The organism is Sediminibacillus massiliensis, from assembly GCF_900156915.1.
GTDB lineage: Bacteria > Bacillota > Bacilli > Bacillales > Amphibacillaceae > Sediminibacillus_A > Sediminibacillus_A massiliensis.
The window spans coordinates 4113571-4139351 of sequence record NZ_LT732535.1 but is presented as its reverse complement, the minus strand read 5'-3'; the positions used below and the strand labels follow the sequence as shown (position 1 = coordinate 4139351).

Genomic DNA, 25781 nt, shown 5'->3' with positions numbered 1-25781 from the left:
AAGACATCCATGCATTTACACCGCACGCAGAAAATCGAACTTTATTTTCAAGGAGTGTCGCATTTTTCCTCCGCTTTGGGTCGTTTTTCTGTTCAGGTGAGAAGTGATCCTATAATATCTTTAACATGGATTATTCGTAGCCGAGATTCAGAGAACTCCAACCAGCGGAGGTAGAATACGTAGACTCCTGCAGGAATAGCACGCGTCCGAAGATCCCGCAAGAAGCGCTTTTTGCTTCTGAGGAAGCTGAGGCCGTGCCCGCGGAAAGCGAAGTGTTCTGCCGCAGCGAGATCATACCACTCCGTTATCAACAGAACTACAGGAACAACATGAGAATAGAATTGTCACTATGTCGCAGTTTCCCTCAACTAAGAAAAACGCCCAAAATAAAGGATATGAAAAAATCCATGTGGGTGACATGGATTATAAATACATTGGGTTGACGGTAATTCTTCTGCTTAGTAGGGCAATGGCAAGTTCTGATTCTGGAGTCGCCGCCACTTCACGGAATGTTTTGTCAACAAAAATATGCTCTGCATGTGGAAGTTCTATCGACAATTGCTTTCTCAATTTCTGTCCGGCATTATCTTCATCCACCAGAATATACACCTCTTTGTTGTCGAGGTCATATTCAATCAACAGCTCTTCCAGGCGCTCAACGCCTAATGTTCCATTTGTGCAAATTATTTGCACCTGTTCATCAATAATTTTTTCAATCTGGATTTTATCTGTCCGACCTTCAACAATAATAACTTTCTCAGCATCTGTCATTCAGATCACCTGCTTTTATCATCTTCTTATGTAGTATATTCAAAAAAATAATTTTCGAATCTAACAATAATCCCCTGTCACATGAATGGGTAACAAGGGATTTCAATTGTTCTCTTTCTTCATTGTATTTATTTCCTCCTGAATCATGCAATCAGGATTTCTACAGAATGGCCGGACAAAGATGATCTGCTTATTCTTCTTCGATCATTGCCTGATATTGCTCGGCGGTCATCAATTCATCTACTTGAGATAAGTCATCTGTTTCTACAACAATCATCCAGGCTTTCTCGTATGGTGATTCATTAACAAACTCTGGGCTGTCATCAAGGTCTTCATTAACTTCTACTACTTTACCGTTGATTGGAGCATAAAGTTCGGAAACAGTCTTGACAGATTCCACACTACCGAACGGCTCATCAGCTTCGATTTCGTCTCCTTCTTCAGGAAGTTCCACAAATACGATATCTCCAAGTTCTGATTGAGCATGATCGGTGATGCCAATTCTAATTTTGTCTCCTTCTACTTTAACCCATTCGTGCTCTTCTGAATAACGCAAATCATTTGGTAAACTCATAATAAACACCCTCCGTATCAATCTTAATAAGGTCGTTGTTCAAAATAAAACAAGAAAAAACGGCTTATGTATAATTGTAAATATCACCTGTTTTTACTTGAGTTAAAACTTGAAACAACACTTTCTACTATAAAAGCTGCACAAACTAATTTCCAATGGTTTGCTTGTTATGCCTGCTTCCACTTGCTTTCAAATTCTTCTTCTTTAAAACCAACCGATACCTTTTCACCATTGGTGACAATTGGCCGTTTGATCAACATTCCATCTGAGGAAAGCCACTCCAATGCTTCGTCTTCCTCCGCATCCTTCAGTTTGTCTTTCAAACCGAGTTCACGATATTTTTTTCCACTGGTGTTGAAAAATTTTTTGATTGGCAATCCGCTAGCTTCTATCAATTCACCCAATTCTTCTTTTGAAGGAGTATTATCAACCAGATTAACTTGGTTGTATTCAACTTGATTGGCATCAAGCCATTTTTTCGCTTTTTTGCACGTTCCGCAATTAGGATACCAGTAAAAAGTCACACTCAACATAGATCCCTCCCTCTCTATTATCCCTATATTACCATAATTCATTTAAGGTCAGAAGAAAGATTGTGTCCTATTCCTTTTAAGTTGCACCAATTTCCTTTTATGCATCAACAAAATGCCAAAAACCCCGCCACTGTAGTAAGGCAAGGTTTTTTGGCATTATCTTCTTCAGACGATATATTTCTCTTCTTTTATAATAGTTTGAGCAATTTCCCGTTTAAGTGCGATGACATTTGCCGGGTCATGCCGGGTCAATTTCCTCATAGCAGACAGCATCATCCTTAGTGTGTCACCAGACTCGCTTGCGATCAATGTCTCTTTTGCGTGGCTCTCTATCCGGTTAAATGCTTCTTGGACATATACTTGCGTGTAAAGTAATTTTTGTCTGTTTCTGTCAGCACCATCTTTATTAACTGCTTTTTCCGTACGCAAGATAGCCGATTCCATGTTATAGACCTCGGATACAATATCCGCGATATTCGCCAGTAATTCCTGTTCCTGTTCCAATTTCGGACCATATTTTTGAGCAGCCAAACCCGCTGCAAGCAGGCCTATTTTTTTAGCATTTTTCAGCAGATATTTCTCCTGATCGAGAGGAGCTGTCCCTACTTCTTCCGGCATAAGCATCATCAATTCTTCCTGCAATGCCTGAGCCTTTTGCATGATCGGCAGTTCGCCTTTGACAGCTTTCTTCATTAAGGAACCCGGGATCAATAGACGGTTAATTTCATTTGTCCCTTCAAATATTCGCTGTATCCGTGAATCCCTGTACATTCTCTCTACTTCGTATTCTTGCATGAAACCATATCCTCCATGAATTTGTACGGCTTCATCTGCCACATAATCCATTAATTCAGTTCCGAACACTTTGTTCAGTGAACATTCGATTTGATATTCGGCTATCGCCTTTGCTACCGCGGCTCCATCCTTAAGTTCTTCTTCGGATAAGTTGCTCATCCTTTGTTCAAACAGACCAACAGTTCGATAAACGGCACTTTCATTTGCATATGTGTTTGCCGACATGGTTCCTAACTTTTCTTGTATAAGAGAAAATTTGGATATAGGAGTCTGAAACTGTTTTCTGGCATTGGCGTACTTTGCTGAAAGTTCAATTCCTATTTTTGCACCACCGACACCACCGATTGCCAGTTTGTATCGTCCTACATTCAAGATGTTAAAGGCGATAATATGGCCGCGTCCAATTTCACCAAGGACATTTTCGACCGGCACTTCGGCATCTTCAAGGATAACCGTACGGGTCGATGAACTCTTAATCCCCATTTTCTTTTCTTCCGGTCCAGTGGATACACCCGGATAATCCCTTTCCACGATAAAAGCAGTAAATTTATCGCCGTCAACTTTTGCATATACGATGAACACATCCGCAAAAGCCGAATTGGTAATCCATTGTTTTTCTCCATTCAGCAAATAATGGGTTCCAGCCCCGTTCAGTTTCGCAGTCGTTTTTGCACCTAAAGCATCCGAGCCTGAACCCGGTTCAGTCAGGGCGTATGCTGCCAATTTCTCCCCAGATGCCAATGCAGGCAAATATTTTTGTTTTTGTTCTTCATTCCCGAAGAACACAATAGGAAGAGAACCGATTCCTACATGAGCACCATGGGTGACAGAGAACCCACCTGCCTTTGTGAATTTTTCGGTAATCAAAGATGAGCTGATCTTATCTAGCCCCAGACCGCCATATTCTTCCGGTACATCCACACCAAGTAATCCCAACTCTCCAGCTTGCTTCAACAACTGGACCGAGTGCTCAAATTCATGATTCTCCAATTTTTCGAGTTTGGGAAGCACCTCCCCATTGACGAAATCTTCTGTTGTCTTAGCAATCATTACATGCTCATCAGTGAAATCCTCCGGTGTGATGATATCTTCAGGCCCTATATCTTCTATGATAAATGCTCCGCCTTTAAACACTTTTTCTTTCGTATCACCCATTTTTTTAGCCCTCTCCTTCATCCATCATTATATTAGTTCAAAAACCCCGGCAGCTCCCATACCGCCGCCAATACACATCGTGACGACTCCAAATTGTTCCTGTCTTCTCTTCATTTCGTGGATTAGACTTAGTGTCAGCTTAGTTCCCGTACATCCAAGCGGGTGACCCAGCGCAATAGCCCCTCCGTTCACATTCACTTTTTCTTCATCCAAATCTAGAGCACGGATAACACGGATAGCTTGAGATGCAAAGGCTTCATTCAATTCAAACAAACCTATATCTGACAACTCCAAGCCCGCTAACTGCAATGCTTTCGGAATGGCTTTGACAGGGCCGACTCCCATGATTTCCGGCTCCACTCCGGCAAGTGCAAAGGACCGGAACTTGACTATAGGAGTTAATCCGTCTGACTCCGCTTTCTCTTTATCCATTACGAGAACGGCTGCTGCCCCGTCACTCATTTGGGAAGAGTTCCCTGCCGTAACGGAACCATTCAATGCAAAGGCGGGTTTTAGTTTGGCAAGCACTTCCCTTGTCGTTCCTGGTCTGACCCCTTCATCCTGGCTGAATAGAAATGTTTTTTCCTCCAGTTTATTATCGGAACCTACCGACCGCTGAGTGACAGGAACAGGAACGATTTCATCACCGAACTTATTATCCGCCAAGGCTTTGGCTGCTTTTTCATGACTTCGGACCGCAAATGCATCCTGATCTTCCCTTGATACTTCGAACCTTCTGGCTACTTCCTCGGCGGTGTGTCCCATGGACATATAGTAACCGGGTGCATTCCGTACTAACTCGAGATTGGGCTTGATGACATGTCCTCCCATCGGAATCAGACTCATAGACTCTGCGCCGCCTGCAAGAATAGTATTACTGTGTCCTATCATGATTCGCTCTGCTGCATAAGCAATACTTTGAAGGCCTGAGGAACAGTAACGGTTAATGGTAACACCAGGAACCTCTAACGGCAGACCTGCAAGTCCCGCTATATTACGAGCCATATTCATTCCCTGTTCTGCTTCGGGCATGGCGCACCCAATAATGACATCGTCTATGTTTCCATCATAGTTATCAGCGCGTTTCAACGTTTCCTTGATTGTAAGCGATGCTAAATCATCTGGTCGCAATGCTGCAAGAGATCCCTTATTGGCTTTCCCGACAGGTGTTCTTGCACCAGCCACAATTACGGCTTCCTTCACGTTTTTTCCCCCTTTTGCAAATTTAGTTCATTATGTTAATTGCGGAGCGGCTTGCCTTTCAGCAGCATATGCTGCATCCGTTCTTGGGTTTTCCTCTCCCCAATCAAACTGAGAAAGGCCTCGCGTTCTAAATCGAGTAAATATTGTTCGTCAACGATAGCCCCTTCTTTCACAGGACCTCCGGACAGGACGAATGCCAGCTTTTCAGCAATTTTGACATCATGATCTGAAGCATAGCCCCCGTACCTCAACGTTTTCGCACCAAGCATCATTGCTGCCAAACCGGGTTCTCCGACTACCGGAACCCCAGTCCGCTTTGGTGCCGTGTAACCACTTTGGCTCAAAGCTAGAACTTTCTGCTTAGCGTCGTATAGCAAATGATCCTGGTTGACACTAATTGCATCACGGTGATTAAGATATCCGTTCTCCATTCCTTCCGCAGCAGAGGTGGATACTTTCGCCATAGCAATCCGCTCAAAAACTTTCGTCGCTACTTTCTGCAAGTCGAATTCTATTCCCTCAGGAAGATCACGGATCTGTTTAAGATATAATTCTTTGCTTCCGCCTCCACCTGGAATTAAACCAACCCCGAATTCTACTAACCCCATATATGTTTCCTGTGCCGCTTGGATCGAACTGGACGGAAGGCATACCTCAGCCCCGCCGCCGAGCGTCATCCCGAACGGAGCCGCAACAACCGGTTTTTCGGAGTACTTGATTTTCATCATGGCGTTTTGAAAATGCCTTACAACTAAATCTATCTCGAAAAAGTTATGATCTTGTGCTTCCATAAGCATCATTCCAAGATTCGCGCCAACGCAAAAATTTTTGCCCTGGTTGCCGATTACCAAGCCATGATAGCCTCGTTCCGCTTCCTCCACTGCATGGTTGATCATCTGGATAATATCAAGACCGATGGCGTTGCTCTTGGAATGGAATTCAAGTCCCAAGACACCGTCTCCTAAATCGAGCAGACTGGCCCCAGCATTCTTCTTAATAACTCCTTTGGTATCCTTTAACCTCTTTAAGTGGATTTCTTTAGGATTGAATGATTGTTCTGCATAATCTCCATCATGATAAAAAGAGACGTTGCCATTGTCATGTTTATAGAAGGACTGAACTCCTTTTTCCAGCATCCCGGCAACCCAGTCAGGGATTTTTTCCCCGTCTCTCTTCATCCTTTGTACAGATTCCTCTATCCCTATTGCATCCCAGATTTCAAAAGGGCCCAACTCCCAGCCGAACCCCCACTTCATTGCCTTGTCTACAGCAGATATATCATCCGCTATCTCTCCAAGCAATTCTGCTGAATAGAGCAAGACAGGTTTTGTGATTCCCCACAGAAAATCAGCAGCAGGATCTCCTCCGCTTTTTAAAAGCGCTTTCATTTTATTGCTGACGCCCTTCTCTTGTTTCGCTAATTCGGTTGCTTTCGTCTTCAGTTTTTTCCGTTTTTCATATTCCAAAGTAGAAGGGTTCAGTTCATAGATTGCACTACCGCCTTCCTCTTTCTTTTTTAAATAGAATCCTTGTTGGCGTTTTGCACCCAGCCATCCCTTTTTCAACATTTGATTCATAAAGTCCGGGACAGCAAATACTTCTTTTTCCTTGCCTTCAACCTGGTTGTGTACATTTTCAGCCACATGAACAAACGTATCAAGCCCGACAACATCTAATGTACGGAAAGTTGCGCTTTTCGGGCGGCCGATCAGCGGTCCTGTAACCGAGTCCACTTCTCCTATACTCAAACCACATTTAAGCATTTCCCGTACAGTCACCAACAGGCCATAAGTACCGATTCGGTTGGCGATGAAGTTTGGGGTATCTTTTGCCTCAACGACCCCCTTACCCAGTACGTCCTCCCCAAATTTTTTGATAAAGTCGACTACTGTTTGATTCGTCCATTTTGTAGGAATCACTTCCAACAGCTTCAAATAACGTGGCGGGTTGAAAAAATGCGTTCCCAAAAAGTGTTTTTTAAAATCTGGTGAACAGTCCTCGGCCATTTTTTCAATTGATATTCCGGAAGTATTGGAACTAACGATAGCCCCTTGTTTTCGGTGTTGATCTATCTGCTCGAAAACTTTCTTTTTCACATCGAGATTTTCGATTACAACCTCTATGATCCAATCTGCTTCACCCACCCTATGCATATCATCTTCCATATTGCCTACTTCGATCAGATCCAAATTCTTTTTTGTAGTCAGTGGTGATGGTTTTTGCTTCAACAATGATTGCTTGCCAGCAGCCGAAAGCTTATTCCTTACTTCTTTATCCTCCAAAGTCCGGCCAGCTTGCTGCTCTTCTTCTGTCAGTGCCCGAGGTACAATATCAAGCATCAAAGTCGGGATACCAACGTTCGCCAAATGGGCAGCAATCCCGGATCCCATAACACCGGAGCCTAGTACTACAGCCCGCTTGATTCTATGTTCCATCAATTATTTCCCCCCACTTCTTATTTGAATGAATACTCATTCATTAAACGGTTAAAAAAAGGAAGATAGTTCCCTATCTGCATCTAATTCAACTATAAAGTATTTTCAGACATTTCGCAATCCTTTTTAGCATGTTTCCTGATGATTAAATACAAGCCTCATAGATGAGAATCAGCATTCCATGAGACTTGTGTTTGATAACGCTTACTTCCCGATTACACCTTTAAGTACGAACGCAACATTTGCCGGGCGCTCAGCAAGCCGTCTCATAAAATATCCATACCAGTCATTCCCATAAGGAACATACACTCTCATTTTGTACCCTTCTTCAACAAGCTCTTCCTGACGTTCGGTCCGGATTCCGAAAAGCATCTGGAATTCAAATTGGGAACGGGGTATATTGTATTCTTTTTCTATTTGCTTCGTATATTCGATCATAGCGTCATCATGAGTCGCCACAGCAGTATAGTTACCATTCAACATGTGCATCTTAATGATTTTTTTGTAATTGTTGTCCACGTCTTTCTTATCTGGAAATGCTACTTTAGGAGATTCCTTATATGCCCCTTTAACAAGCCGGAGATTGGGTTTGAATTGGTTGAGATCCTCGATGTCCTCTACGGTCCGATAGAGATAGGATTGAAGGACTGTACCTATATTTTCATAATCCTTTTTCAATTGCTTGAATATATTGATGGTCTTTCCGCATCTTTGATAATCTTCCATATCGATGGTCACAAACACGCCGTGTTCCTCCCCGGCATCCAAAATCCTTCTCATGTTCTCCATTACGAGTTCTTCCGAAATATCCAGACCCATCGATGTCATTTTCAAGGATAACTGGGCATCAAGTTTATCCCGGGCTATTTTTTCGATCATTTCTATACACTCTTCAGCGGCATTGCGTGCTTCCTCTTCACTGTCAATGAATTCACCAAGGTGATCCACTGTAACAAGCATGCCTTTTTGATTGAGCTGACTTATCACTTCTGCTGCATTTTCTACAGTCTCACCTGCTACAAATCTTCCGGCACCAAAACGAAGACCATATTTTTTTGCCAATTTTGTGAAAAGTTTGTTTTTGGATAGAAATAAAAAAAAGTTGCGCAGAATTTGTTCCATTGTCAGTCCTCCTAAGTAATGATTAATTAGTACATTTCCTTGGACAACTTGTCCTGTGTTTTCCACTGGGTAAAAATGGTTGACTTCTACACTATTATTTCGATGAGTCAATTCTATCATTTTAAATTATTTTGAGATATATTTTCCTACTGAACATACGGTATTTTTTCAATTTTTCAACTTTTCACAAACAGATATGGGCGGCATATCTGTTTAGCAGTTGGGCAACGTAATCCTAAATTGTTATAAAGGAGGAAGAATGCATGCAAATGCAAAATCAAACAACTAGTTCACAGCCGATGCAGCAGCCGCCCAATATGGTCAGTACAAAAGATTTGCTTTATTTAACAGATATTCTTTCCTGGAACTTGAACGCTTGCAAAAAAGCGCACTTCTTCGCTGAACAATGCAGTTCTCCCGATATTAAAAATGCCTTGGAGCAAGCCTGTCAAATGCACGAAAGACATTACAGCCAAATATTGCAGCATTTGAACAAACAACCAAATACATTAAATTGATGGAAAGGAGAAAATAATGGATTCCCAAAAACAACAAAACCAAAAAGTACAGAATCCAGAAACACAAGTCCCCAAAACACCTCAAATGAACGAAAGGGATTTTGTGAATGATGTGTTGTCAACGGAAAAATACATGACCGCCTCGTATAGTGTTGCTCTGAATGAAGCGAGCAACCAGGCTTTTTATCAAGATTTGGCAGCTATATTCAAAGAAACGCAAGATTGCCAGCGCAACTTATATAACCTCATGTTTCAAAAAGGCTGGTATTCTTTGGAATCAGCTGATTTGCAAAAAGTACAACAGTCTTACCAGCAATTTTCGGGTTATACAAACCAGCTTCCACCGCATTAGACTAGCAAAGCCCTGCTGTTTGGCACAGCAGGGCTTTTATCACGCTACGACGTCATATCCTTGATCTTCGATTGCTTCCGTCATGTTTTCTTTTGTAACTTGGGCGTCATCATAGGCAACATCCACTCGCCCAGAATTCAAGTGTACTTCTACCCCTTTTACACCTTCCAAGTCTTCCAACGCGCCCTTGACCGCTTTTTCACAATGTCCACATGTCATACCTTTTACATGTAACGTAATTTCCACGCTTAGTCACCTCTCTATTTAAATCTTGAGTAGTATTTATAACACCCTGCATTCATGGGATGAAAACCCAGTTGCTATTGGTATACCCGCATGACCGTAAGCTAATGCCCAAAGTGGCTTATGATAAATATTTTTTCATAGCATGGCTGACTTCCCACATCCTCACAAAGTAGAATCAACCTTTATGGCGGCAAAAAAGCAAAGGGTAAAAGAACATCAGCTGTACAGTAGAGGCAAATTGCGACATAGTGAAAATTCTATCTAGTGAGCTTTCTTTTGTTCTGATTTTAGATGAGTGCTTGACTCGCTACGGCATAACACTTCGCTTTCCGCGGGCACGGCCTCAGCCTCCTCATCAGCAAAGTACGCTTTTTGCGGGGTCTTCGGACGCGTGGGACTGCGATTACTCGCCCCATCGAAGACCTTTTGCTGTTCCTGCAGGAGTCTTCGTGTTCTGTCTACGCTGGTAAGAGTTTTCTGAATCTTGTCTGGAAATATGCCATGTTAGACATATTTTAGACCACTTCTCAATTGAACAGAAAATCTATATGAGTTTGGTGTAAATGCATGGATGTCTTTTCAAAGTCCATGGTGTCCCGAAAGCAGGGAGTGCTGTTCCCCCAAGAATACCATGTTCTGCCTCTCACTCCGTAGGAAGAACCTTGTTAGAAATATTTGAGGACACTCTCACCTGATCAGAATAACTACTAAGCGGAGGAAAAATGCGAGACTCCTGTGGGAAAGGAACAGTCTGAAGACCCCGCAGTTGGCGCTTTTTGCCAACGAGGAGGCTGAAGCGTTCCCCGCGGAAAGCGAGTATTTTTCCGCAGCGGCAGCTTAGCACTAAGTCCGAAAAGGATGATAGGAAGTAACACTAAAGTTAGTTCGCAGTTTATATTGATTAAGCATGACCCAGTATTTTCTGAAAACAGAAAAGATTTAAAACGTAATCATTATTATTTACAAATCAAAACGATTACGATAAGATTGTAATTGATTTTTGCAGAAAAGAGGAAATTACATGAAAGGAATTTTATATGGATTTTTGCTCTTCGGTGTCCTTTTCTTTTTAGCCGGATGCAGCGAAAATGCCGGACAGCCTAATGATGATGACAGCAATTATACAATTAAAACAACCATATATCCAATTCAATATATAGTGGAAAGACTCGGCGGAAACGCCATAAATGCTCAAACAATATATCCGCCCGGCAGTGATGCCCATTCTTATGAACCAACGTCAAAAGAAATAACCGAAATCGCGAACAGCGATACGTTCATTTACCTTGGCGAGGAGCTGGAAACATTTGCATCCACCACAGCAGATGCACTAAAATCTGAAAATGTTCAATTGATCGAATTGGCCGGTCACGAAGAATTGTTTGACCAGTCAACAGACAATAAATCTGGCCATGATCATTCTCATGCCAACCATTCTCATTCGGATCATGATCCACATATTTGGCTTGACCCTATGCGAATGCTTACAATGGCTGAAATAATCAGCGGGGAATTGACCAACCTTGCTCCTGAACTCGAACAATCAATAGAAACCAACCTTTCCGAGTTAAAAGATGATTTGCAGGCACTCGATAAGGAGTTTAAAACAAAAGTGGCATCGAAGCAACACAAAGAGATACTTGTCTCCCATGCCGCATATGGATATTGGGAGCAACGCTATGGTATAGAGCAAATTGCCATAAACGGAATCAGCAACAGCAGCGAACCTTCTCAGCAGGACTTGATCAGGATAATCGATCAGGCCAGAGAACTGAATATGGAATATATCATTTTTGAACAAAATGTATCCAACAATGTTTCCAAGGAAATTCAAAAGGAGCTCAATGCAACTCCTTTAACGATTCATAACTTGGCAGTGTTGACGGAAACCAACATAGAAGAAGGCCATGACTATTTATCGCTAATGGAAGAAAATATCGAGGTGCTGGATAAAGCAACCCACTGACCCATGTAAAGGAGGAAATCTATTGACAAAGCCAGTAGTTAGAATGAAGAATGTCCAATTCACTTATGATAACAAAAAAGCATTGGAAGATATCGATTTCGAAATTCCGGAAGGGGCTTTTATGGGACTGGTAGGCCCTAATGGCGGCGGCAAGACTACTCTGCTCAAGCTACTGCTTGGATTGTTGAAACCCCAGAACGGTGCAATCGAATTATTCGGAACACCTATTAACAAATTTAAAAACTGGAATAAAATCGGATTTGTGTCCCAGAAGGCCAATACTTTCAATAGAGGGTTTCCCGCTACCGTGCACGAAGTTGTATCCATGGGCTTGACTGCCAAAGTCGGTTATCTAAAATTTTTCAATAAACAGCATAGACAAAAAATAGAGCAAGCCGTTGAACAAGTCGGTATGAGGGATTATTTGCATGAAAATATCGGAGATTTGTCGGGTGGACAGCAGCAAAGGATATTTATTGCAAGGGCCCTGGTTAGCGATCCCAAGTTATTGATTTTGGATGAACCGACAGTCGGCGTTGATGCGGAGCACGTCCAAAAATTTTACGAATTGCTTCACAAACTTAATGATCAAAAAGATATCACCCTTTTGTTGGTGACCCATGACACAGGTACGATGACACATCATGCCACAGATATTGTATGCTTGAACCGGACATTGCATTTTCACGGAAATGCCGAAGAATTCACTACACTTTCGGAAGGTGACCTTTCCAGTTTTTACGGTCATAAACTGAATGTCGTTTCCCACAACCATTAAGGAGGCCAGACAATGCTTGCAAATTTTTTTCAATATGAATTTCTACAAAACACTTTTTATACCGGCCTTCTCATTGGATTGATCGCACCGCTGCTCGGATCTTTCATAGTAGTCCGCAGATTATCACTTATAGCAGATGCCCTGTCCCATGTCACATTGGCAGGAATTGCATTCGGACTGTTACTGGAAAAAAAATTCGCAATGGGAGTCATTACTCCGTTCTATACAGGAATGGGGTTCTCGGTAATTGCTTCGGTGTTCGTCGAGCAATTAAGACGAGTCTACAAGGCATATCAGGAACTGGCAATACCGATTATTTTATCTGGCGGTGTCGGTCTTAGTGTCATTTTCATTTCGCTAGCCAATGGCTTTAATACCGATCTGTTCAATTATTTATTCGGATCCGTTTCAGCAGTAAGCCGACAGGATTTATGGACCATTATCGGAATAACGATCATTGTCCTGACGGTTCTTATTCTGTTTTATAAAGAATTGTTCATGCTTTCTTTTGATGAAGAGCATGCAGTCGTATCCGGAATTCATGCCAAAAGAATTCATTTCTTGTTTATTTTATTGACCGCTTTGGTTATTGCAGCTTCTATCCGGATTGTCGGAGTCCTGCTTGTATCGGCTTTGATGACACTGCCGGTGGCTGCAGCGATCCGCCTTGCTAAAGGATTCAAACAAACGATCATATTATCGGTGCTGTTCGGTGAGATAGCAGTTATCACCGGACTGGTATCCGGATACTATTTTGAAATTCCCCCGGGAGGCACCATCGTTATGACATCAATCGCGATCTTGCTTCTATCCATGCTAGCCAAGCGCTTTAATATGGAAATTTCGTTAAAGAGGGTGAAACAATGAATAAAGAAGAAGCTTTAGATTTATTGAAGAAAAAAGGGTATAAATATACTGGTAAACGAAAGGATATCATTTCTTTTTTTGCTATGGAAAACGGTTATCGCACAGCCAAGGATCTTCTTAAATTCATGGAACCGGCATATGGCAATATAAGCTTTGATACCATTTATCGAAACTTGCATTTGTTTCATGATTTAGGCATCCTGGAATCAACCGAATTAAACGGGGAGAAACATTTCCGAATCAGCTGTGTCGGCCACCATCATCACCATTTTATTTGTAATGAATGCGGGGATACGAAAGAAATTGAAACATGCCCGATGGATAAATTGGAGTCGGAACTGAAAAACTTCGCCATTGAGGGCCATAAGTTTGAAATCTATGGAAGATGCCCGCAATGCCAGTCGTCCTAAAAGGAGGAGAGAGCTTTGAAAGCTTTCTCCTCCTTTTTTCTTTAATGTTTTAATGTATTGTCTATTTGCTTTTTGTTCGTTGTAAACCCGTGAAAAATTTGCTGCTTCTTTTTCCCGATAAGTTTCTCTTGCTCAATTGTAACTGCCGGGATGATATTCTTTCCTGTGGCACTTACAAGTTGTCTTTTCTTCTCGCCATTTTCGGTTATATCGACTTCCAAATACGGCACCTCATCCCTTGCAAGAAAATCTTTCAGCGCTTGGCTTTCCGGACAGTCAGGCTTCGTAAAGATCGTAACGACTTGTTTCACTTCCACCTCTCCTTTTTTAATAGGATTAGAAGGCAAAATCAGTATAGCGATTTTGTTAGTTGGTCAATTCCCAATCCAAACAGGGGTTAAAACATAAAAAAAAGGCCATCATCGAAAATGATGGCTTTGAAGTATTATGCAACAATCTTCTCTATGACTTTGGATTCTTCGTGCTCAAGCATGTTTTTGCCTTCTACTTTATAAATGTCTTTGTTCATATATTCTTCCATATCTTTAGCTTCTTCTTTTTCCCCTACCAGATAAATCCTGTTCCAGGAGTTACCCTTTGCCAATTTGTCCAGTTTAGGTGCAATACTCTTATACCATCTTTTCTGATTCTCATTCAGACGGGCACTGAAATTGTCCTGACCAAGATTTTTACCGCCTTTTCCCATCGAAACAGGTGTTTTTTGAGGTGTGGTGATTTCTTTCCAGTCTTCGGTATCCAGGTCAAGTTCATAATGCTTGGTTTCTAATATTTCTCCCATTTCTGCTTCGATTACCTTCACTTGATTCTGTTGCACCAGGATGATACCTAATTTCGGGAATTGCGTTTCCAACTCTTTAAGTTGGTCTGTTTGAGGGGAGGCTTCCCAAAAAAATTGGTTTTCAACCCTCATTTGAATCCTTTCCGCAAACCAGACGGAATTGTCTGCTGAAGCAAACAGAACGATTCCCTTCCTTAAAGCCTGTTCATTATCTCTCACGAAGTTTTCCACTTTATCTTTAACTTTTAAGAAGTTGTCAAATTCCTCTTTATCTTTACTCTCTTGCAGATAGCTTTCAAAGTTTTTCAATCCGTTTTTCAGGTGTATTTTCCATTCTCCGCCTTGCTGTTCCGGGTCAGATGGATCGGTATTCAAATACATGGAAAACACACGATTCGGTTTTTCCAATTCGATATTGTCCAACTCTTTCAGCTGTCTGTCTATCATGGAATATCCTCCTTTGAAAGGTAATAACTCTATATAAGAAATGTAACCTCATAAGAATTAATTAAAACGTAAAAGTGTTATAAGAACGCGGAAAATGATAAACTAAAAACCTAACTTCATGGAAAGAGACGATAATAAATGATCAAAAAAGTAAAAATGCAAATCATGCAATTCAGTTTTATCGGCCTGCTTAATGCAGGAGTAGACATCGGTTCCTTAAATTTGTTCTTGTTAATATGGCCAACGGACAAGCCGATGACTTTGCTTATGTATAATACAATTTCCTACGTGCTTGCGATTATTAATTCATACTTTTGGAATACAAAATATACATTCCGACAGCATGCCAATTTGGACTTCAAAGAAATTGGACTGTTCCTCCTTCAGGCTGTTGCAGCATTGATTGTCAATAATGCCGTTTTTATTGGTCTTTATGAATTATTGCTTTATATTGATATTGTTCCATTACCTAATTTCATCCTTCACAATATTTCCAAGGGTGTTGCCATGTTTCTCTCTTTTTCCACTAGCTTTTTCTTACTGAAATTTATTGTTTTTAAGCGTACAAAAAAGCACAGCGAGGGCTGAGACGGGAAGTGCTCATACCTCCCTCTCAGCTTGCAGTCAATCCTGCCTTCCTTCATGAATAGAAAAAAAGTCTGAAAGAGCCCTCACTGGCATCCTTCAGACTAGGAGCGGGAAAAAGCACAAAAGCTTATATCCACTATTTAACTATCATAACCGGGCATTCCACCCGTTTTGCGACCTTATGGCTGACACTTCCAAGCACCATTTCTTGTAATGAATTAAGGCCTCTGCTTCCAATCACACATACATCAAAATGATTCTCGTTCGCATATTTCACGATGCTTGGCCCTGGTTCACCATGCAGGATTTTTGTATTATATCGCACGTTTGCATGCTTGATCTTTTGTTCTGTAAACAAAAGCTTTTCTTTACGTTTTTTATCGATGTCTACCGAATTCCAATTATGAAGGACATCAGATTTAGACTTAGATCCATCCACTACATATACAATGTCGATAATGGCATTAGGATTTGCGCCCGCTAACGAAAGCGCTTTTTCAGCGGCTCTGATTGAGTGCTCAGAACCATCGGAAGCTAGCAATATTTTAGTAAACATACATTATCCTCCAGCTCGTATTCTTCTGTTCATTATAACAAAAAGAATAAAGCTAAATAAAATATAGTTCTGCATTTTTAAGGAGAATTACAATTCTCAGATAAATTGCTTTTTTAGCTAAACAGTTGAGAGAAATTGCGACATAGTGAAAATACACCTTAGAGAAACTTTCTGTAATCCTTTACGGGTTAAGTGCTAACCCGGCGCTACGGTAAAATACTCGCTTTCCACGGGGAACGCTTCAGCCTCCTTGAAAATACAAATCGATTTTCTGCGTGCGATGTTTCGCTGTCGAAGCCTTACTTGTCCTCGCTGGTNCTTCAATCCCTGTTTCCAGCTGGCGCATCATCAGCATAGGATCCATCATTGGAAAATATATAAACAGGATGACCAATGGCGCCGCGATCAGCGGAATCATCATTGGAAAATTCAATAACAATAAGACGATCATAACCGTCATCAATGTGGCTAGCATTTTCAGTTCCTTTCTTCTGCGTATTTTAGTAAATATTAAACATGTGTCTGATCTGTCACACTAGAATCATCGTTATAGTCTTTAAGATCTGTACCTAAGTAAACCTCTTTTTCCCGAATGTTAATCCACACATTTCGAAGATACTGGATACCGCCCATAAAGAGCCCGATCGGTATGAATATGGAGATGTAGTAGGACGGCAATTGAAGAGCGGTAGTTACCCTTCCGCTTTCATAGATTGATATAACATGTAAGGAAGAATAATAGGTAAGTACGAAAAGGATAATGGCTGTCACGGCAGGTATAAATATCGCCAGTGCTTTACGTACTTTAAAAGGAGCCAAATCATAGAAAGCCGACATACTGATATGCCGTCCTTTCCGGGCCGCATAGGAGATTCCCATAAAGGTAGCTAAAACGATGGCAAATTTACTGATCTCATTGGAGAACGACCAGCTGGAACCGGTGATAGCCCGGCTTAGTACATTGCCGACAACCATGACTGCAATCAGGAGCACAGCATAGCTAAGGATAATTTCTTCCAACTTTAATATAAATTTGTCAATTGCTCTAAAGAATTTCAACGCTTGTCTTCCTCCTCTATTTTTAGGAGAGTTTTTTTAATGTTTACGGTAAGACTTTTCCTAAGTCTGCTTTCGTTATGTATATCTACTTTCCTATTTCCGAGCTGACTGTTGCTTTTACACTCAACTTTTTTCCTATATGCATCTGGAAAAACCAAGGAATTATTGGGTTTCTACTTCCAGATACCTTTCATGTTACAGAAATGTTTCAAGGGTCTCAAATTGTATTTTCACTTATTTTTCATAATTATCCGATAAATATATGCCTGAGTTGACTATGTGCTGCTCTCCTTTAAATATAAAGCTATATACTCCAAATAGTTGCCGTATGCTCCACCTGCCGTTTTTGGAAAAAGAGTGGTTAGTAATAAATACCCACTCCCCTCGCCGCCTAAACCTCTCTTTTATTCTTTCGATCAGACACATTCCGGACTGCTTTAAATGATTTATAGGAATTTATACAGTTGAGGGAAACTGCGACATAGTGACCATTCACCTTAGAGAGACTTTCTGTAATCCTTTACAGGTTAAGTGCCAACCCGGCGCTGCGGTAAAATACTCGCTTTCCACGGGGAACGCTTCAGCCTCCTTGAAAATACAAATCGATTTTCTGCGTGCGATGTTTCGCTGTCGAAGCCTTACTTGTCCTCGCTGGCAAAAAAGCGCCAACTGCGGGGTCTTCAGACTGTTCCTTTCCCGTAGGAGTCTCGCATTTTACCGCAGCTTGTATCGGCATTCTGTAATAGTAAGAGGAAATAACAGTTGAGAAGTTATAGAGATTTTTCTACCCAAAATGCAGAAACTTACAAACAGCGGAGGCTGAACACTTCGCTTTCCACGGGCACGGCTACGGTTACTCGCCCCATCGAAAACCTTTTGGGACTGCGATTACTCGTGCCATCTAAGATCTTTGCTGTTCCCGCGGGATAAGGAAGGCTACGATAGCATCGCTTCGCACGAAGAAAAATGGTTTGTATTTTTCGAGGAGTCTTCGCTGCCTTGGCTGTAAGGGGCTTTCTCATTTTTGGTTGGAAATACCGCATTTACACATAACTTAGGATTACTTATCACTTGATCAGTTAACTATCCAAAGCGGAGGAAAAATGCGACACTCCTTGAAAATAAAGTTCGATTTTCTGCGTGCGGTGTAAATGCATGGATGTCTTTTCAAAGTCCTGGGGGAAGAGCAGCTTCCGAAGAACCCGCAGTGGGCGCTTTTTTGCTCAAGAGGAGGCTGAGGTGCTGCCCCCGGAAAGGGAGTATTTTTCCGCAGCGTCGGCTTAGCTAAGTCCGAAAAGGATGAAAGGAAGTCTCACTGAAGTTATATCGCAATATATGGTTTTTACGTAATAAACATGTATATTGGGAAGACAGTAAAAAAGCTGGATTCATCATTTTATGATAAATCCAGCTTTTTATTAGTGATTAGCGATTTTTGCTCCCGGTTTGTCGTACACTGCACGTTTTTCAACCAATGTGGAACTTTCTTTGTTAAGACCAATTACTTTTACATCCACTCCATTATCCTGATATTTCAGGACAATTTTGTCTATGGCACCTACTGCCGAGTCATCCCACAAGTGGGCTCCGCTAAGATCAAGCTCAACAGCATCAAGTTCTTCTTTAAAATCAAAGCTTGAAACAAAATCGGTCACAGAAGCGAAGAACAATTGTCCTTGCACTCTGAAAATTTTCTTCTTGCTTCCTTCCACCATCATACTTGTTACATGGACTTTGGAAATCTTTGCAGCAAAGAAAATGGCACTTAAAATTACACCTGCCAAAACACCCTTGGATAAATCATGAGTGTACACAACAGTACCTACAGTGACTACCATGACGATTGCATCAGTTTTTGGCATTAAATGAATTGTTTTAAGGGAGGTCCAATCAAACGTTCCGATGGAAACCATGATCATGACACCGACCAATGCGGCCATCGGAATCTGAACCAGCAAATCATTGAAGACCAGGATTAATACCATCAAGAATACACCTGCAGTCAACGTTGATAGTCTTCCTCTACCACCTGACTTCACATTGATAACAGATTGTCCAATCATTGCACAACCAGCCATCCCGCCAAAGAAGCCTGCAACAATATTTGCAATCCCCTGGCCTTTAGCTTCCTTATTCTTGTTGCTTTCCGTATCTGTCATATCATCGACAATTTGAGCAGTTAATAACGACTCAAGCAAACCGACTACAGCCAAAGCAAGTGAATAAGGGAAAATGATCATCAATGTTTCAAAATTCAATGGAATTTCCGGCAGTAAGAACACCGGCAATGCCTGGGTCAATTCACCCATATCGCCAACAGTCCTGACTCCGCTTCCTGTATAAATCGCCACAATAGTTATTACTACGATAGCTACCAATGGTGCAGGGACCACTTTTGTAAAACGAGGTAAAATATAGATAATTGCTAAAGCACCCGCAACCATCGCATACATTTGCCATGACTCACCGACAAAGTGCTGTAATTGGGAAGTGAAAATCAAGATAGCCAAAGCATTGACGAACCCGATCATGACAGAACGTGGTACAAATTTCATGAATCTCGCCAGCTTGAAAACACCCATGACTATTTGTATAATACCAGTTAAAATCGTTGCAGCTAGCAAGTATTGCAACCCATGATCAGCAACAAGTGTTACCATTACAAGTGCCATTGCACCGGTAGCAGCAGAAATCATTCCAGGTCTGCCTCCGACAAAAGCAATTACAACCGCAATACAAAATGAGGCGTACAATCCGACCATCGGATCAACCCCTGCAATTATAGAAAAAGCAATAGCTTCAGGAATCAAAGCAAGTGCGACGACCAAACCTGCCAAAATATCTCCTCTGACATTGCCAAACCAATCTTCTTTTATTGTAGATAAGTTCAAATCTACACCTCTTCCTAATTATTTTATTTTTTATGGCTTTCAACTCTCATGAAAGCCGGACCGTTGTAAACAAGCTGTATAGTAACACATATGCCCGCGAAATCAAAATCCAATGTAAGCGTACGTCATTCCTGATTTTCTTTTATTCCCTTCAATTTACGTCTTTTTTCTTTATCTTTCTCATTTCGAGTCTTACGATGTCTTTTTAGAAGTGATTATTTACCTTTATGTTCCTTAATAATTTTCTCATCTTGTAAAACAATAAATGTAAATAAGCCCTTGATGAAACGAGGGCAAGAAAGGAGAAAAAGTATGGATCATATAAAAGCTCTGGCGATTAAATTTGTAGCCGTTGCCGTTGTTCTTTATTCCATCTTGGGTATCTTTTATACAGCTACCTTAGGCGAAATCTTCATGATAAGCTTACTTGTAACAGGAGTTGCCTATGTGGTGGGGGATTTATTCATTCTGCCCCGTTTTGGAAACTTGACAGCAACCATAGCGGATTTCGGGCTGTCATTTGTTGCTGTATGGTTTCTAAGCGCAATGCTAATCGAGGGAGACTTCGCCTTTTTAAGTGCAGCTTTATTTTCCGCGTTGTTTATCACCGCTATAGAATCGCTTTTCCACATGTACATGCAAAGACATGTGTTGGATGAGCAGCAGGACAACAAGGAAGAAAAAAACCGGATGACCACACAGCAGCTGCAGACAGAATTTGCGGAAGAAGATGAAGAGCAGGGAATTATCAAATTGTCTGACGAAGTAAGAAAGAACGAAGAAAGTGACAAGGCAGGAGAATAACTCCTGCCTTTGAAGTATCCAGGTATGTCTGTATAAGTTCAATAACCTTTTTTGTAATCCACTAAATTAATGTCAGGGTTGCTTTGTTCAAGATATTTTTTCAAATTCGGTACAAAAATATCTTCGATAAGCCGCTGATCGTAGAATTGATTGGAACCGGCAGTATGAGGAGTAATAATGACATTTTCCATTTCCCATAGTGGGCTTGATTCCGGCAGTGGTTCCTGTTCAAATACATCCAAACCGGCTCCGGCAATCTGATTTTCCTGAAGGGCCTTAATCATAGCCTGCTCATCAACGATTTCTCCGCGCCCAATGTTAATGAAAAAGCTGGTATCCTTCATAGCTTGGAATTGCTCCCGACCAAACAATGCTTTCGTATCCTTCGTAAGCGGTAAAGTGACAACGATATAATCACATTCAGGAAGAATGTCTGCGAGTTTTTCAATTTTTACAATTTCATCTGCATACTCATCTGGTTTATCCGAGTTTCTTACACCGATAACTTTCATGCCAAAAGCCTTCGAAATTTTGGCCGTTTCTTTTCCGATTGCTCCCATACCGAGAATACCGACAGTCTTTTCGTGAAGTTCCAAATTCATATGGGCATGATGCCATTTCTTATCGATTTGGTTGCGGACATATGAATGAATCTTTCTCGTTAATGCCAACATCAAGCCAAAAATCGTTTCGGAAATCGGATAGGCATGGACACCATTTGCACTCGTAAGCAGAATATCTTTTTCTGCAAGCCTTTCCAATGGAAAGTTGTCGACCCCTGCACTCCAGCTTTGAATCCATTTCAATTTCGATTCACCGGTTAAACAAAATGGTTCCATATTCTTATTCCAACCCGCAATAATTTCCGCCTCTTGTAATTGGTCCTTCCAATTGTCCGAGTCTTTTCCGGAAAAGATTTCCCATTCATCCGGAAGTAGGTCAGCGACTTCTCGATATAATTCCTCACTAAGTTCTTGTCCAATGACGAGTTTTCTCTTCATTACCACACCTCTTTTTTGAAATCTTCTCTTTTATCATACCAGTAAATGGTCTCTTGCCAAATTTAATCGCATTAAAACGCTCACTTTTTTTAGTAGTCAGTTATTATGTTTTTTCCATACCTAAAAGAGTCCCGATCATATAACTTCCAGGACTCTATTCGGCATATAATAGGAAATTTACTTAATTAACAATTTGTCGCTTCCTGAGCCAATAACAGGCCCACTGTACAGTTTTCTTCCCAAATCCTATCGAAATTTTCCAACGGAACAGGTCTTGGTCCTACATAAGGAGATATTTCCGGAGTAAATGCCGGTCTTTGGAAATGATCCAGAAACCAATCAGTATAACCACCACCGCTTGGATTGTCGCCAGGATCCACCAATTTATAACCAGTTTTTTCGCGAAGTTTCTCCGCTAAAAATTTTGCATAAACCAGTAGCTTTCCACTTGCTTTATATTTCCAATAAAGTTCCTCCCCCGAGGAATGATAAGCTGCGGCAATAATGAAATCGTGTTCGTTTGTAAATTGATATACTGCCTTTGTCTCCGGCTCACTTAGTGGTGCCGGGCCTTTGTAACACTGAGGGCTTGGGCTTCCGACATCATCCTGGATATTATCCCAATCGGCCGGATATTGGCGGTTCAAGTCAATGCCGCGAATGTTTGCTTTCCATGAAGAGAAATCCATATTTCCATTATTCATCTTCAAAACCTCTTCTGTATGGACCACTGCATTCGGCCCTTTCTGTACCAACGTAACACCATCAGGGTTGACCATCGGTACAAGCCAGATCGAGGTATCAGTAAGAATTCGTTGTACATTATATCCCTCAAAAGGTTGACGAGCGGAAAAATGTTCACAATAAGTTTCAAGCATTTTCATCAATAAGGCCGTCGTCAGCCATTCTCTCGCATGGTGCGCTCCATTGAGAAATATTTCCTTCTTTCCCTTACCGATCTTGACAGCATGGATTGCTCTACCCTCCACAGATCTGCCGATTATATGTGAAGTAACCATGTCCGGATAAACCGCCTTTAAAGTATCTATGTCCAATTCCATTTGTTCGAAAGTGTACAGCTGTTTTGGATTAACGATTGTTGTCATGACACTCTCTCCTTGTTCATGGTCATTACTATAATCTATGAATCATTGGGTGATTGTGTTTTTATTTCACCGGACTATTAAAAGTGGTAAGATACCAAAATAGACAACATGGCGTTTACTGCAAATTTGGAGGTGTGTGAATTGGTCTATATTCTGGTGGGGGTCGCCGGTTCTCTTGGTGCAATTTTAAGATATTTAGTGGGAGTACTCATGGCCGGCCAAGACACTGTATTCCCCTTTTCCACTCTTACTGTCAATCTTCTAGGTAGTTTTGTGCTGGCATGGCTGACTGTTGGTTTGTTCAAAAAAATCACTCGGTTGTCTGCCCAGATAAAGACCGCGATTGGCACTGGCTTTGTCGGTTCTTTCACTACTTTTTCTACTTTAAGTGTGGAAACAGTGATGTTATGGCAACAAGAAAGAATGGCTCTGGCCGTTTTATATATCCTTGCCAGCCTTCTGGGAGGATTGGTGTTGAGTAAAGCAGGTTTTCTGGTTGGTGAAAGGATGAATGCCAGATGAACTTTTTATCGTTTTTATTTGTAGGTATTGGTGGGTTTGCAGGCGCGATATCCCGTTTTGCAGTAAGTAGGCTAGTCAACCGGTACCGATCTTCCCAATTGCCCGTTGCCACTTTGATTGTTAATTTGGCCGGCTCATTTCTTTTAGGTATTGTTACCGGTGCAGGTTTTGATGGATACTCAGCTTTATTGGTCGGGACAGGTTTCATGGGCTCGTTTACTACATTTTCCACTTTCAAACTTGAAGGCATTCAGCTTCACCTTGGGAAAAGAAAAAAAGAGTTTATTTTATATAACCTGCTAAGTTATGGGGGAGGAATCTTGTTAGCTTTTCTTGGTTGGTGGTTTGGAACCAAGTTATAAGTTTGTAAAACACAGCGCCCGAATTAATTCCGGGCGCTTGTTTGGTTATTCTATTTCTTTTATCGCCCTTCCGGCTAGCATTTGAATGACCATATCATCCATAGGCGGATTATGAAGTCCAGCACGGACATCACGGTAATATTGCTCGAATCGATACTTTTTGGATAAACCGCGTCCTCCGGCAATCCGCATCGCCAAATCGACGACTTCGTTGGCAGCATTGGTGGCAGCAGTTTTTACCGCTGCAAGTTCAAGAGCAAGATGATCACGGCTGGAAGGTTTCTCATCCCACTTGGATGCCACGGAATAAAGGAAATGATGGGCCTGCATTAACTTCAAATCCATATCTCCAATTTTTTGTTTGATATGTGGTACTTCTGATATAGGTGTATCCAGGCTGTTCGGCTGGTAACTCTTCGCAAATGAAACAGCGTCCCGTCTGGCAGCTGACGCTATGCCTAAGTAGCAGGCCGGGATATGGAGCAGCCATCCTTTTGGCCCTGACTTCTTTCCCTTATTTAGTTCTACTAAGAGATCCTCAGACAACCTAACATTCTCCAATACCAAATCATCGCTTCCGGTTCCCCGCATACCAAGCGTGTCCCAAGTATGATCCACCCGGATGCCCGGGGTGTTACAATCAATCAAAAAAGAACCGACTGCATCCTTATCCTGCACATAGGCTGTAACAATGTAATAGTCAAGGACAGAGGCCATCGTCGTAAAAGTCTTGCGGCCGTTTAGAATATATTCATTCCCTTCCCTGACAGCGGTCGTTTCTGGAATACCTCCCCGGGTCGGACTTCCTGTAGCAGGTTCTGAGGCGGCCCTGTTGACAACCTTTTTGTTTTCTCCGATATCTTTAGCAAAAGCTTCGAATGTCTCCTGCTCCCATAGTTCTTGTTCGCTCAATTCCATCACAATACCCATATGCCAGCCGATTGATAGAGCCGCAGAACCATCCCCTTCTGCCAGCTTTTCCTGTAATAGTAAAAACTCATAAAGAGAAAGCTCTTCCCCGCCGAACTTTCGGGGTAACGGCAAAGTAACATAATCTTCCTTCTTCAAATCGGACAAATTGGCCTCCGAGAAAGACGCCGTTTGTTCTGTTTCTTTTGTTCTGCCAGCAAATCGATCTGCTAATTTTTGTGCTTTTTCAAGCAATCTTCGCTGGCGGTCATTATTAATGAATGGTTTTAATAGATCTGACATGGTTTTCACTCCAATTCAGTTCATACTAGGGATTATGTAATACATTTTTCGTCATCTTCCTGTATCTATTGTACAAATGAGGAGTCGATATCTCAATTTTAACGCGCTGAACAGCTCTTCCTCATTTTTAAACCTTTACCAGTTTATCAGATTGCTATAGTATAAAAAGATGCTCTAAAAAATAAGCTGAATCCTACATAGGTGTTCTTAATATTCATTAGGCTGATTGCTTCGTACGAATTTTAATTTCTGGTACATAATATCCACAAACTGCGAACTAACATTCTTTAGCATGACTTCCTTCCATCCTGAATAAGTCGGGTGCTAATCAACCTCTGCGGCAGAACACTTCGCTGATCGAAGTTCTTTGAACTTTGGTGGGAAGAACCCATGTTAGACATATATTAGGACCTCTTCTCACTTGACCAGAAATCTATCCAAAGCGAAGGAAAAATGCGACACTCCTTGAAAATAAAGTTCGATTTTCTGCGTGCGGTGTAAATGCATGGATGTCTTTTCAAAGTCCTGGGGGAAGAGCAGCTTCCGAAGACCCCGCAGTGAGTGCATTTTGCTCACGAGGACAATGGTTTTCGGTGGGCCGAGTAATCGCAGGCCCAAGTAAGGCTTCGACAGCTAATCATCGCACGCAGAAAATGGCTTTGTATTTTCAAGGAGGCTGAGGTGCTGCCCCCGGAAAGGGAGTGTTTTT

At 41.6% G+C, this 25781-nt stretch carries 26 protein-coding genes; 10 read left to right on the top strand and 16 right to left on the bottom strand.

Annotation, left to right across the window (positions count from 1 at the left end; all coding sequences use genetic code 11):
* Window positions 1-423: 423 nt before the first annotated feature.
* The 7 genes from CZ434_RS21090 to CZ434_RS21060 form a co-directional block, all read right to left on the bottom strand.
* The gene (locus tag CZ434_RS21090) at window positions 424-771 is read right to left on the bottom strand and encodes a ribonuclease M5 (protein WP_077624922.1); all 348 of its coding nucleotides are present in this window, start codon (window positions 769-771) and stop codon (window positions 424-426) included.
* A 190-nt stretch (window positions 772-961) separates the two neighbouring features.
* On the bottom strand, window positions 962-1345 hold the full coding sequence (gene gcvH, locus CZ434_RS21085; RefSeq protein ID WP_077624921.1) for a glycine cleavage system protein GcvH: 384 nt from the start codon (window positions 1343-1345) through the stop codon (window positions 962-964).
* A 167-nt stretch (window positions 1346-1512) separates the two neighbouring features.
* Complete coding sequence (locus CZ434_RS21080; RefSeq protein WP_077625295.1) at window positions 1513-1875, bottom strand: arsenate reductase family protein; 363 nt, start codon at window positions 1873-1875, stop codon at window positions 1513-1515.
* Window positions 1876-2043: 168 nt separating this feature from the next.
* On the bottom strand, window positions 2044-3828 hold the full coding sequence (locus CZ434_RS21075) for an acyl-CoA dehydrogenase family protein (RefSeq protein WP_077624920.1): 1785 nt from the start codon (window positions 3826-3828) through the stop codon (window positions 2044-2046).
* 27 nt (window positions 3829-3855) lie between these two features.
* Complete coding sequence (locus CZ434_RS21070) at window positions 3856-5031, bottom strand: acetyl-CoA C-acetyltransferase (RefSeq protein WP_077624919.1); 1176 nt, start codon at window positions 5029-5031, stop codon at window positions 3856-3858.
* A gap of 35 nt (window positions 5032-5066) precedes the next feature.
* Entirely contained in the window at window positions 5067-7466 is a 2400-nt protein-coding gene (locus CZ434_RS21065; RefSeq protein ID WP_077624918.1) for a 3-hydroxyacyl-CoA dehydrogenase/enoyl-CoA hydratase family protein, read from the bottom strand.
* 204 nt (window positions 7467-7670) lie between these two features.
* Window positions 7671-8588, bottom strand: a complete 918-nt coding sequence (locus CZ434_RS21060) for a proline dehydrogenase family protein (RefSeq protein ID WP_077624917.1) — start codon at window positions 8586-8588, stop codon at window positions 7671-7673.
* 263 nt (window positions 8589-8851) lie between these two features.
* On the opposite strand from CZ434_RS21060, the gene CZ434_RS21055 reads away from it, so the two are divergent.
* Entirely contained in the window at window positions 8852-9106 is a 255-nt protein-coding gene (locus CZ434_RS21055; RefSeq protein WP_077624916.1) for a hypothetical protein, read from the top strand.
* A 16-nt stretch (window positions 9107-9122) separates the two neighbouring features.
* Entirely contained in the window at window positions 9123-9458 is a 336-nt protein-coding gene (locus tag CZ434_RS21050) for a spore coat protein (protein WP_077624915.1), read from the top strand.
* 39 nt (window positions 9459-9497) lie between these two features.
* Here CZ434_RS21050 and copZ read toward each other — a convergent pair whose 3' ends face one another.
* Window positions 9498-9704 (bottom strand): copper chaperone CopZ, encoded by a 207-nt coding sequence (gene copZ / locus CZ434_RS21045; RefSeq protein WP_077624914.1) that lies wholly within the window; start codon window positions 9702-9704, stop codon window positions 9498-9500.
* Window positions 9705-10725: 1021 nt separating this feature from the next.
* On the opposite strand from copZ, the gene CZ434_RS21040 reads away from it, so the two are divergent.
* Genes CZ434_RS21040 through CZ434_RS21025 form a run of 4 tightly spaced genes read left to right on the top strand, consistent with a single transcriptional unit; the run spans window position 10726 to window position 13725 of the window.
* Window positions 10726-11670, top strand: a complete 945-nt coding sequence (locus CZ434_RS21040; RefSeq protein WP_077624913.1) for a metal ABC transporter solute-binding protein, Zn/Mn family — start codon at window positions 10726-10728, stop codon at window positions 11668-11670.
* Window positions 11671-11692: 22 nt separating this feature from the next.
* Window positions 11693-12448: a metal ABC transporter ATP-binding protein gene (locus CZ434_RS21035; RefSeq protein ID WP_095742948.1), complete on the top strand. Its 756-nt coding sequence runs from the start codon at window positions 11693-11695 to the stop codon at window positions 12446-12448.
* Window positions 12449-12460: 12 nt separating this feature from the next.
* Window positions 12461-13315: a metal ABC transporter permease gene (locus CZ434_RS21030; RefSeq protein ID WP_077624912.1), complete on the top strand. Its 855-nt coding sequence runs from the start codon at window positions 12461-12463 to the stop codon at window positions 13313-13315.
* A complete protein-coding gene (locus CZ434_RS21025; RefSeq protein WP_077624911.1) occupies window positions 13312-13725 on the top strand; it encodes a Fur family transcriptional regulator in 414 nt (137 codons plus the stop codon). The genes CZ434_RS21030 and CZ434_RS21025 overlap by 4 nt, the downstream gene beginning before the upstream one ends.
* A 41-nt stretch (window positions 13726-13766) precedes the next feature.
* On the opposite strand, the gene CZ434_RS21020 is transcribed toward CZ434_RS21025, so the two are convergent.
* Together CZ434_RS21020 and CZ434_RS21015 are read right to left on the bottom strand one after the other, a co-directional pair.
* The gene (locus CZ434_RS21020) at window positions 13767-14036 is read right to left on the bottom strand and encodes a glutaredoxin family protein (RefSeq protein WP_179107338.1); all 270 of its coding nucleotides are present in this window, start codon (window positions 14034-14036) and stop codon (window positions 13767-13769) included.
* A 134-nt stretch (window positions 14037-14170) separates the two neighbouring features.
* Window positions 14171-14971, bottom strand: coding sequence for a VLRF1 family aeRF1-type release factor (locus CZ434_RS21015; RefSeq protein ID WP_077624909.1), 801 nt, complete (start codon window positions 14969-14971; stop codon window positions 14171-14173).
* 138 nt (window positions 14972-15109) lie between these two features.
* On the opposite strand from CZ434_RS21015, the gene CZ434_RS21010 reads away from it, so the two are divergent.
* Window positions 15110-15559: a GtrA family protein gene (locus CZ434_RS21010; RefSeq protein ID WP_077624908.1), complete on the top strand. Its 450-nt coding sequence runs from the start codon at window positions 15110-15112 to the stop codon at window positions 15557-15559.
* A 136-nt stretch (window positions 15560-15695) separates the two neighbouring features.
* On the opposite strand, the gene CZ434_RS21005 is transcribed toward CZ434_RS21010, so the two are convergent.
* The 3 genes from CZ434_RS21005 to CZ434_RS20990 all read right to left on the bottom strand — a co-directional run bounded on the left by CZ434_RS21005 (window position 15696) and on the right by CZ434_RS20990 (window position 20065).
* Entirely contained in the window at window positions 15696-16115 is a 420-nt protein-coding gene (locus CZ434_RS21005; protein ID WP_077624907.1) for a universal stress protein, read from the bottom strand.
* Window positions 16116-16625: 510 nt separating this feature from the next.
* Window positions 16626-17174 carry a TRAP transporter small permease gene (locus tag CZ434_RS20995; protein WP_095742923.1) on the bottom strand — a complete coding sequence of 183 codons (549 nt, stop codon included), beginning with the start codon at window positions 17172-17174 and terminating at the stop codon, window positions 16626-16628.
* Between the two features lie 1418 nt (window positions 17175-18592).
* Entirely contained in the window at window positions 18593-20065 is a 1473-nt protein-coding gene (locus CZ434_RS20990; RefSeq protein ID WP_077624905.1) for a SulP family inorganic anion transporter, read from the bottom strand.
* Window positions 20066-20377: 312 nt separating this feature from the next.
* Between CZ434_RS20990 and CZ434_RS20985 the strand changes: the two genes are divergently transcribed.
* Window positions 20378-20869 (top strand): YndM family protein, encoded by a 492-nt coding sequence (locus CZ434_RS20985; protein ID WP_179107337.1) that lies wholly within the window; start codon window positions 20378-20380, stop codon window positions 20867-20869.
* Between the two features lie 38 nt (window positions 20870-20907).
* Here the strand turns inward: CZ434_RS20985 and CZ434_RS20980 are convergent, their stop codons facing one another.
* Window positions 20908-21870: a D-2-hydroxyacid dehydrogenase gene (locus CZ434_RS20980; RefSeq protein WP_077624903.1), complete on the bottom strand. Its 963-nt coding sequence runs from the start codon at window positions 21868-21870 to the stop codon at window positions 20908-20910.
* 185 nt (window positions 21871-22055) lie between these two features.
* Window positions 22056-22976, bottom strand: coding sequence for a M14 family metallopeptidase (locus tag CZ434_RS20975; protein WP_077624902.1), 921 nt, complete (start codon window positions 22974-22976; stop codon window positions 22056-22058).
* 132 nt (window positions 22977-23108) lie between these two features.
* Here CZ434_RS20975 and crcB (CZ434_RS20970) point away from each other — a divergent pair, with 132 nt between their 5' ends.
* Together crcB (CZ434_RS20970) and crcB (CZ434_RS20965) are read left to right on the top strand one after the other, a co-directional pair.
* Window positions 23109-23498, top strand: a complete 390-nt coding sequence (crcB, locus tag CZ434_RS20970; protein ID WP_342745734.1) for a fluoride efflux transporter CrcB — start codon at window positions 23109-23111, stop codon at window positions 23496-23498.
* Window positions 23495-23860, top strand: a complete 366-nt coding sequence (crcB, locus tag CZ434_RS20965; protein WP_077624900.1) for a fluoride efflux transporter CrcB — start codon at window positions 23495-23497, stop codon at window positions 23858-23860. The genes crcB (CZ434_RS20970) and crcB (CZ434_RS20965) overlap by 4 nt, the downstream gene beginning before the upstream one ends.
* A gap of 45 nt (window positions 23861-23905) precedes the next feature.
* On the opposite strand, the gene CZ434_RS20960 is transcribed toward crcB (CZ434_RS20965), so the two are convergent.
* A complete protein-coding gene (locus tag CZ434_RS20960) occupies window positions 23906-25072 on the bottom strand; it encodes an acyl-CoA dehydrogenase family protein (protein ID WP_077624899.1) in 1167 nt (388 codons plus the stop codon).
* Window positions 25073-25781: the final 709 nt, after the last annotated feature.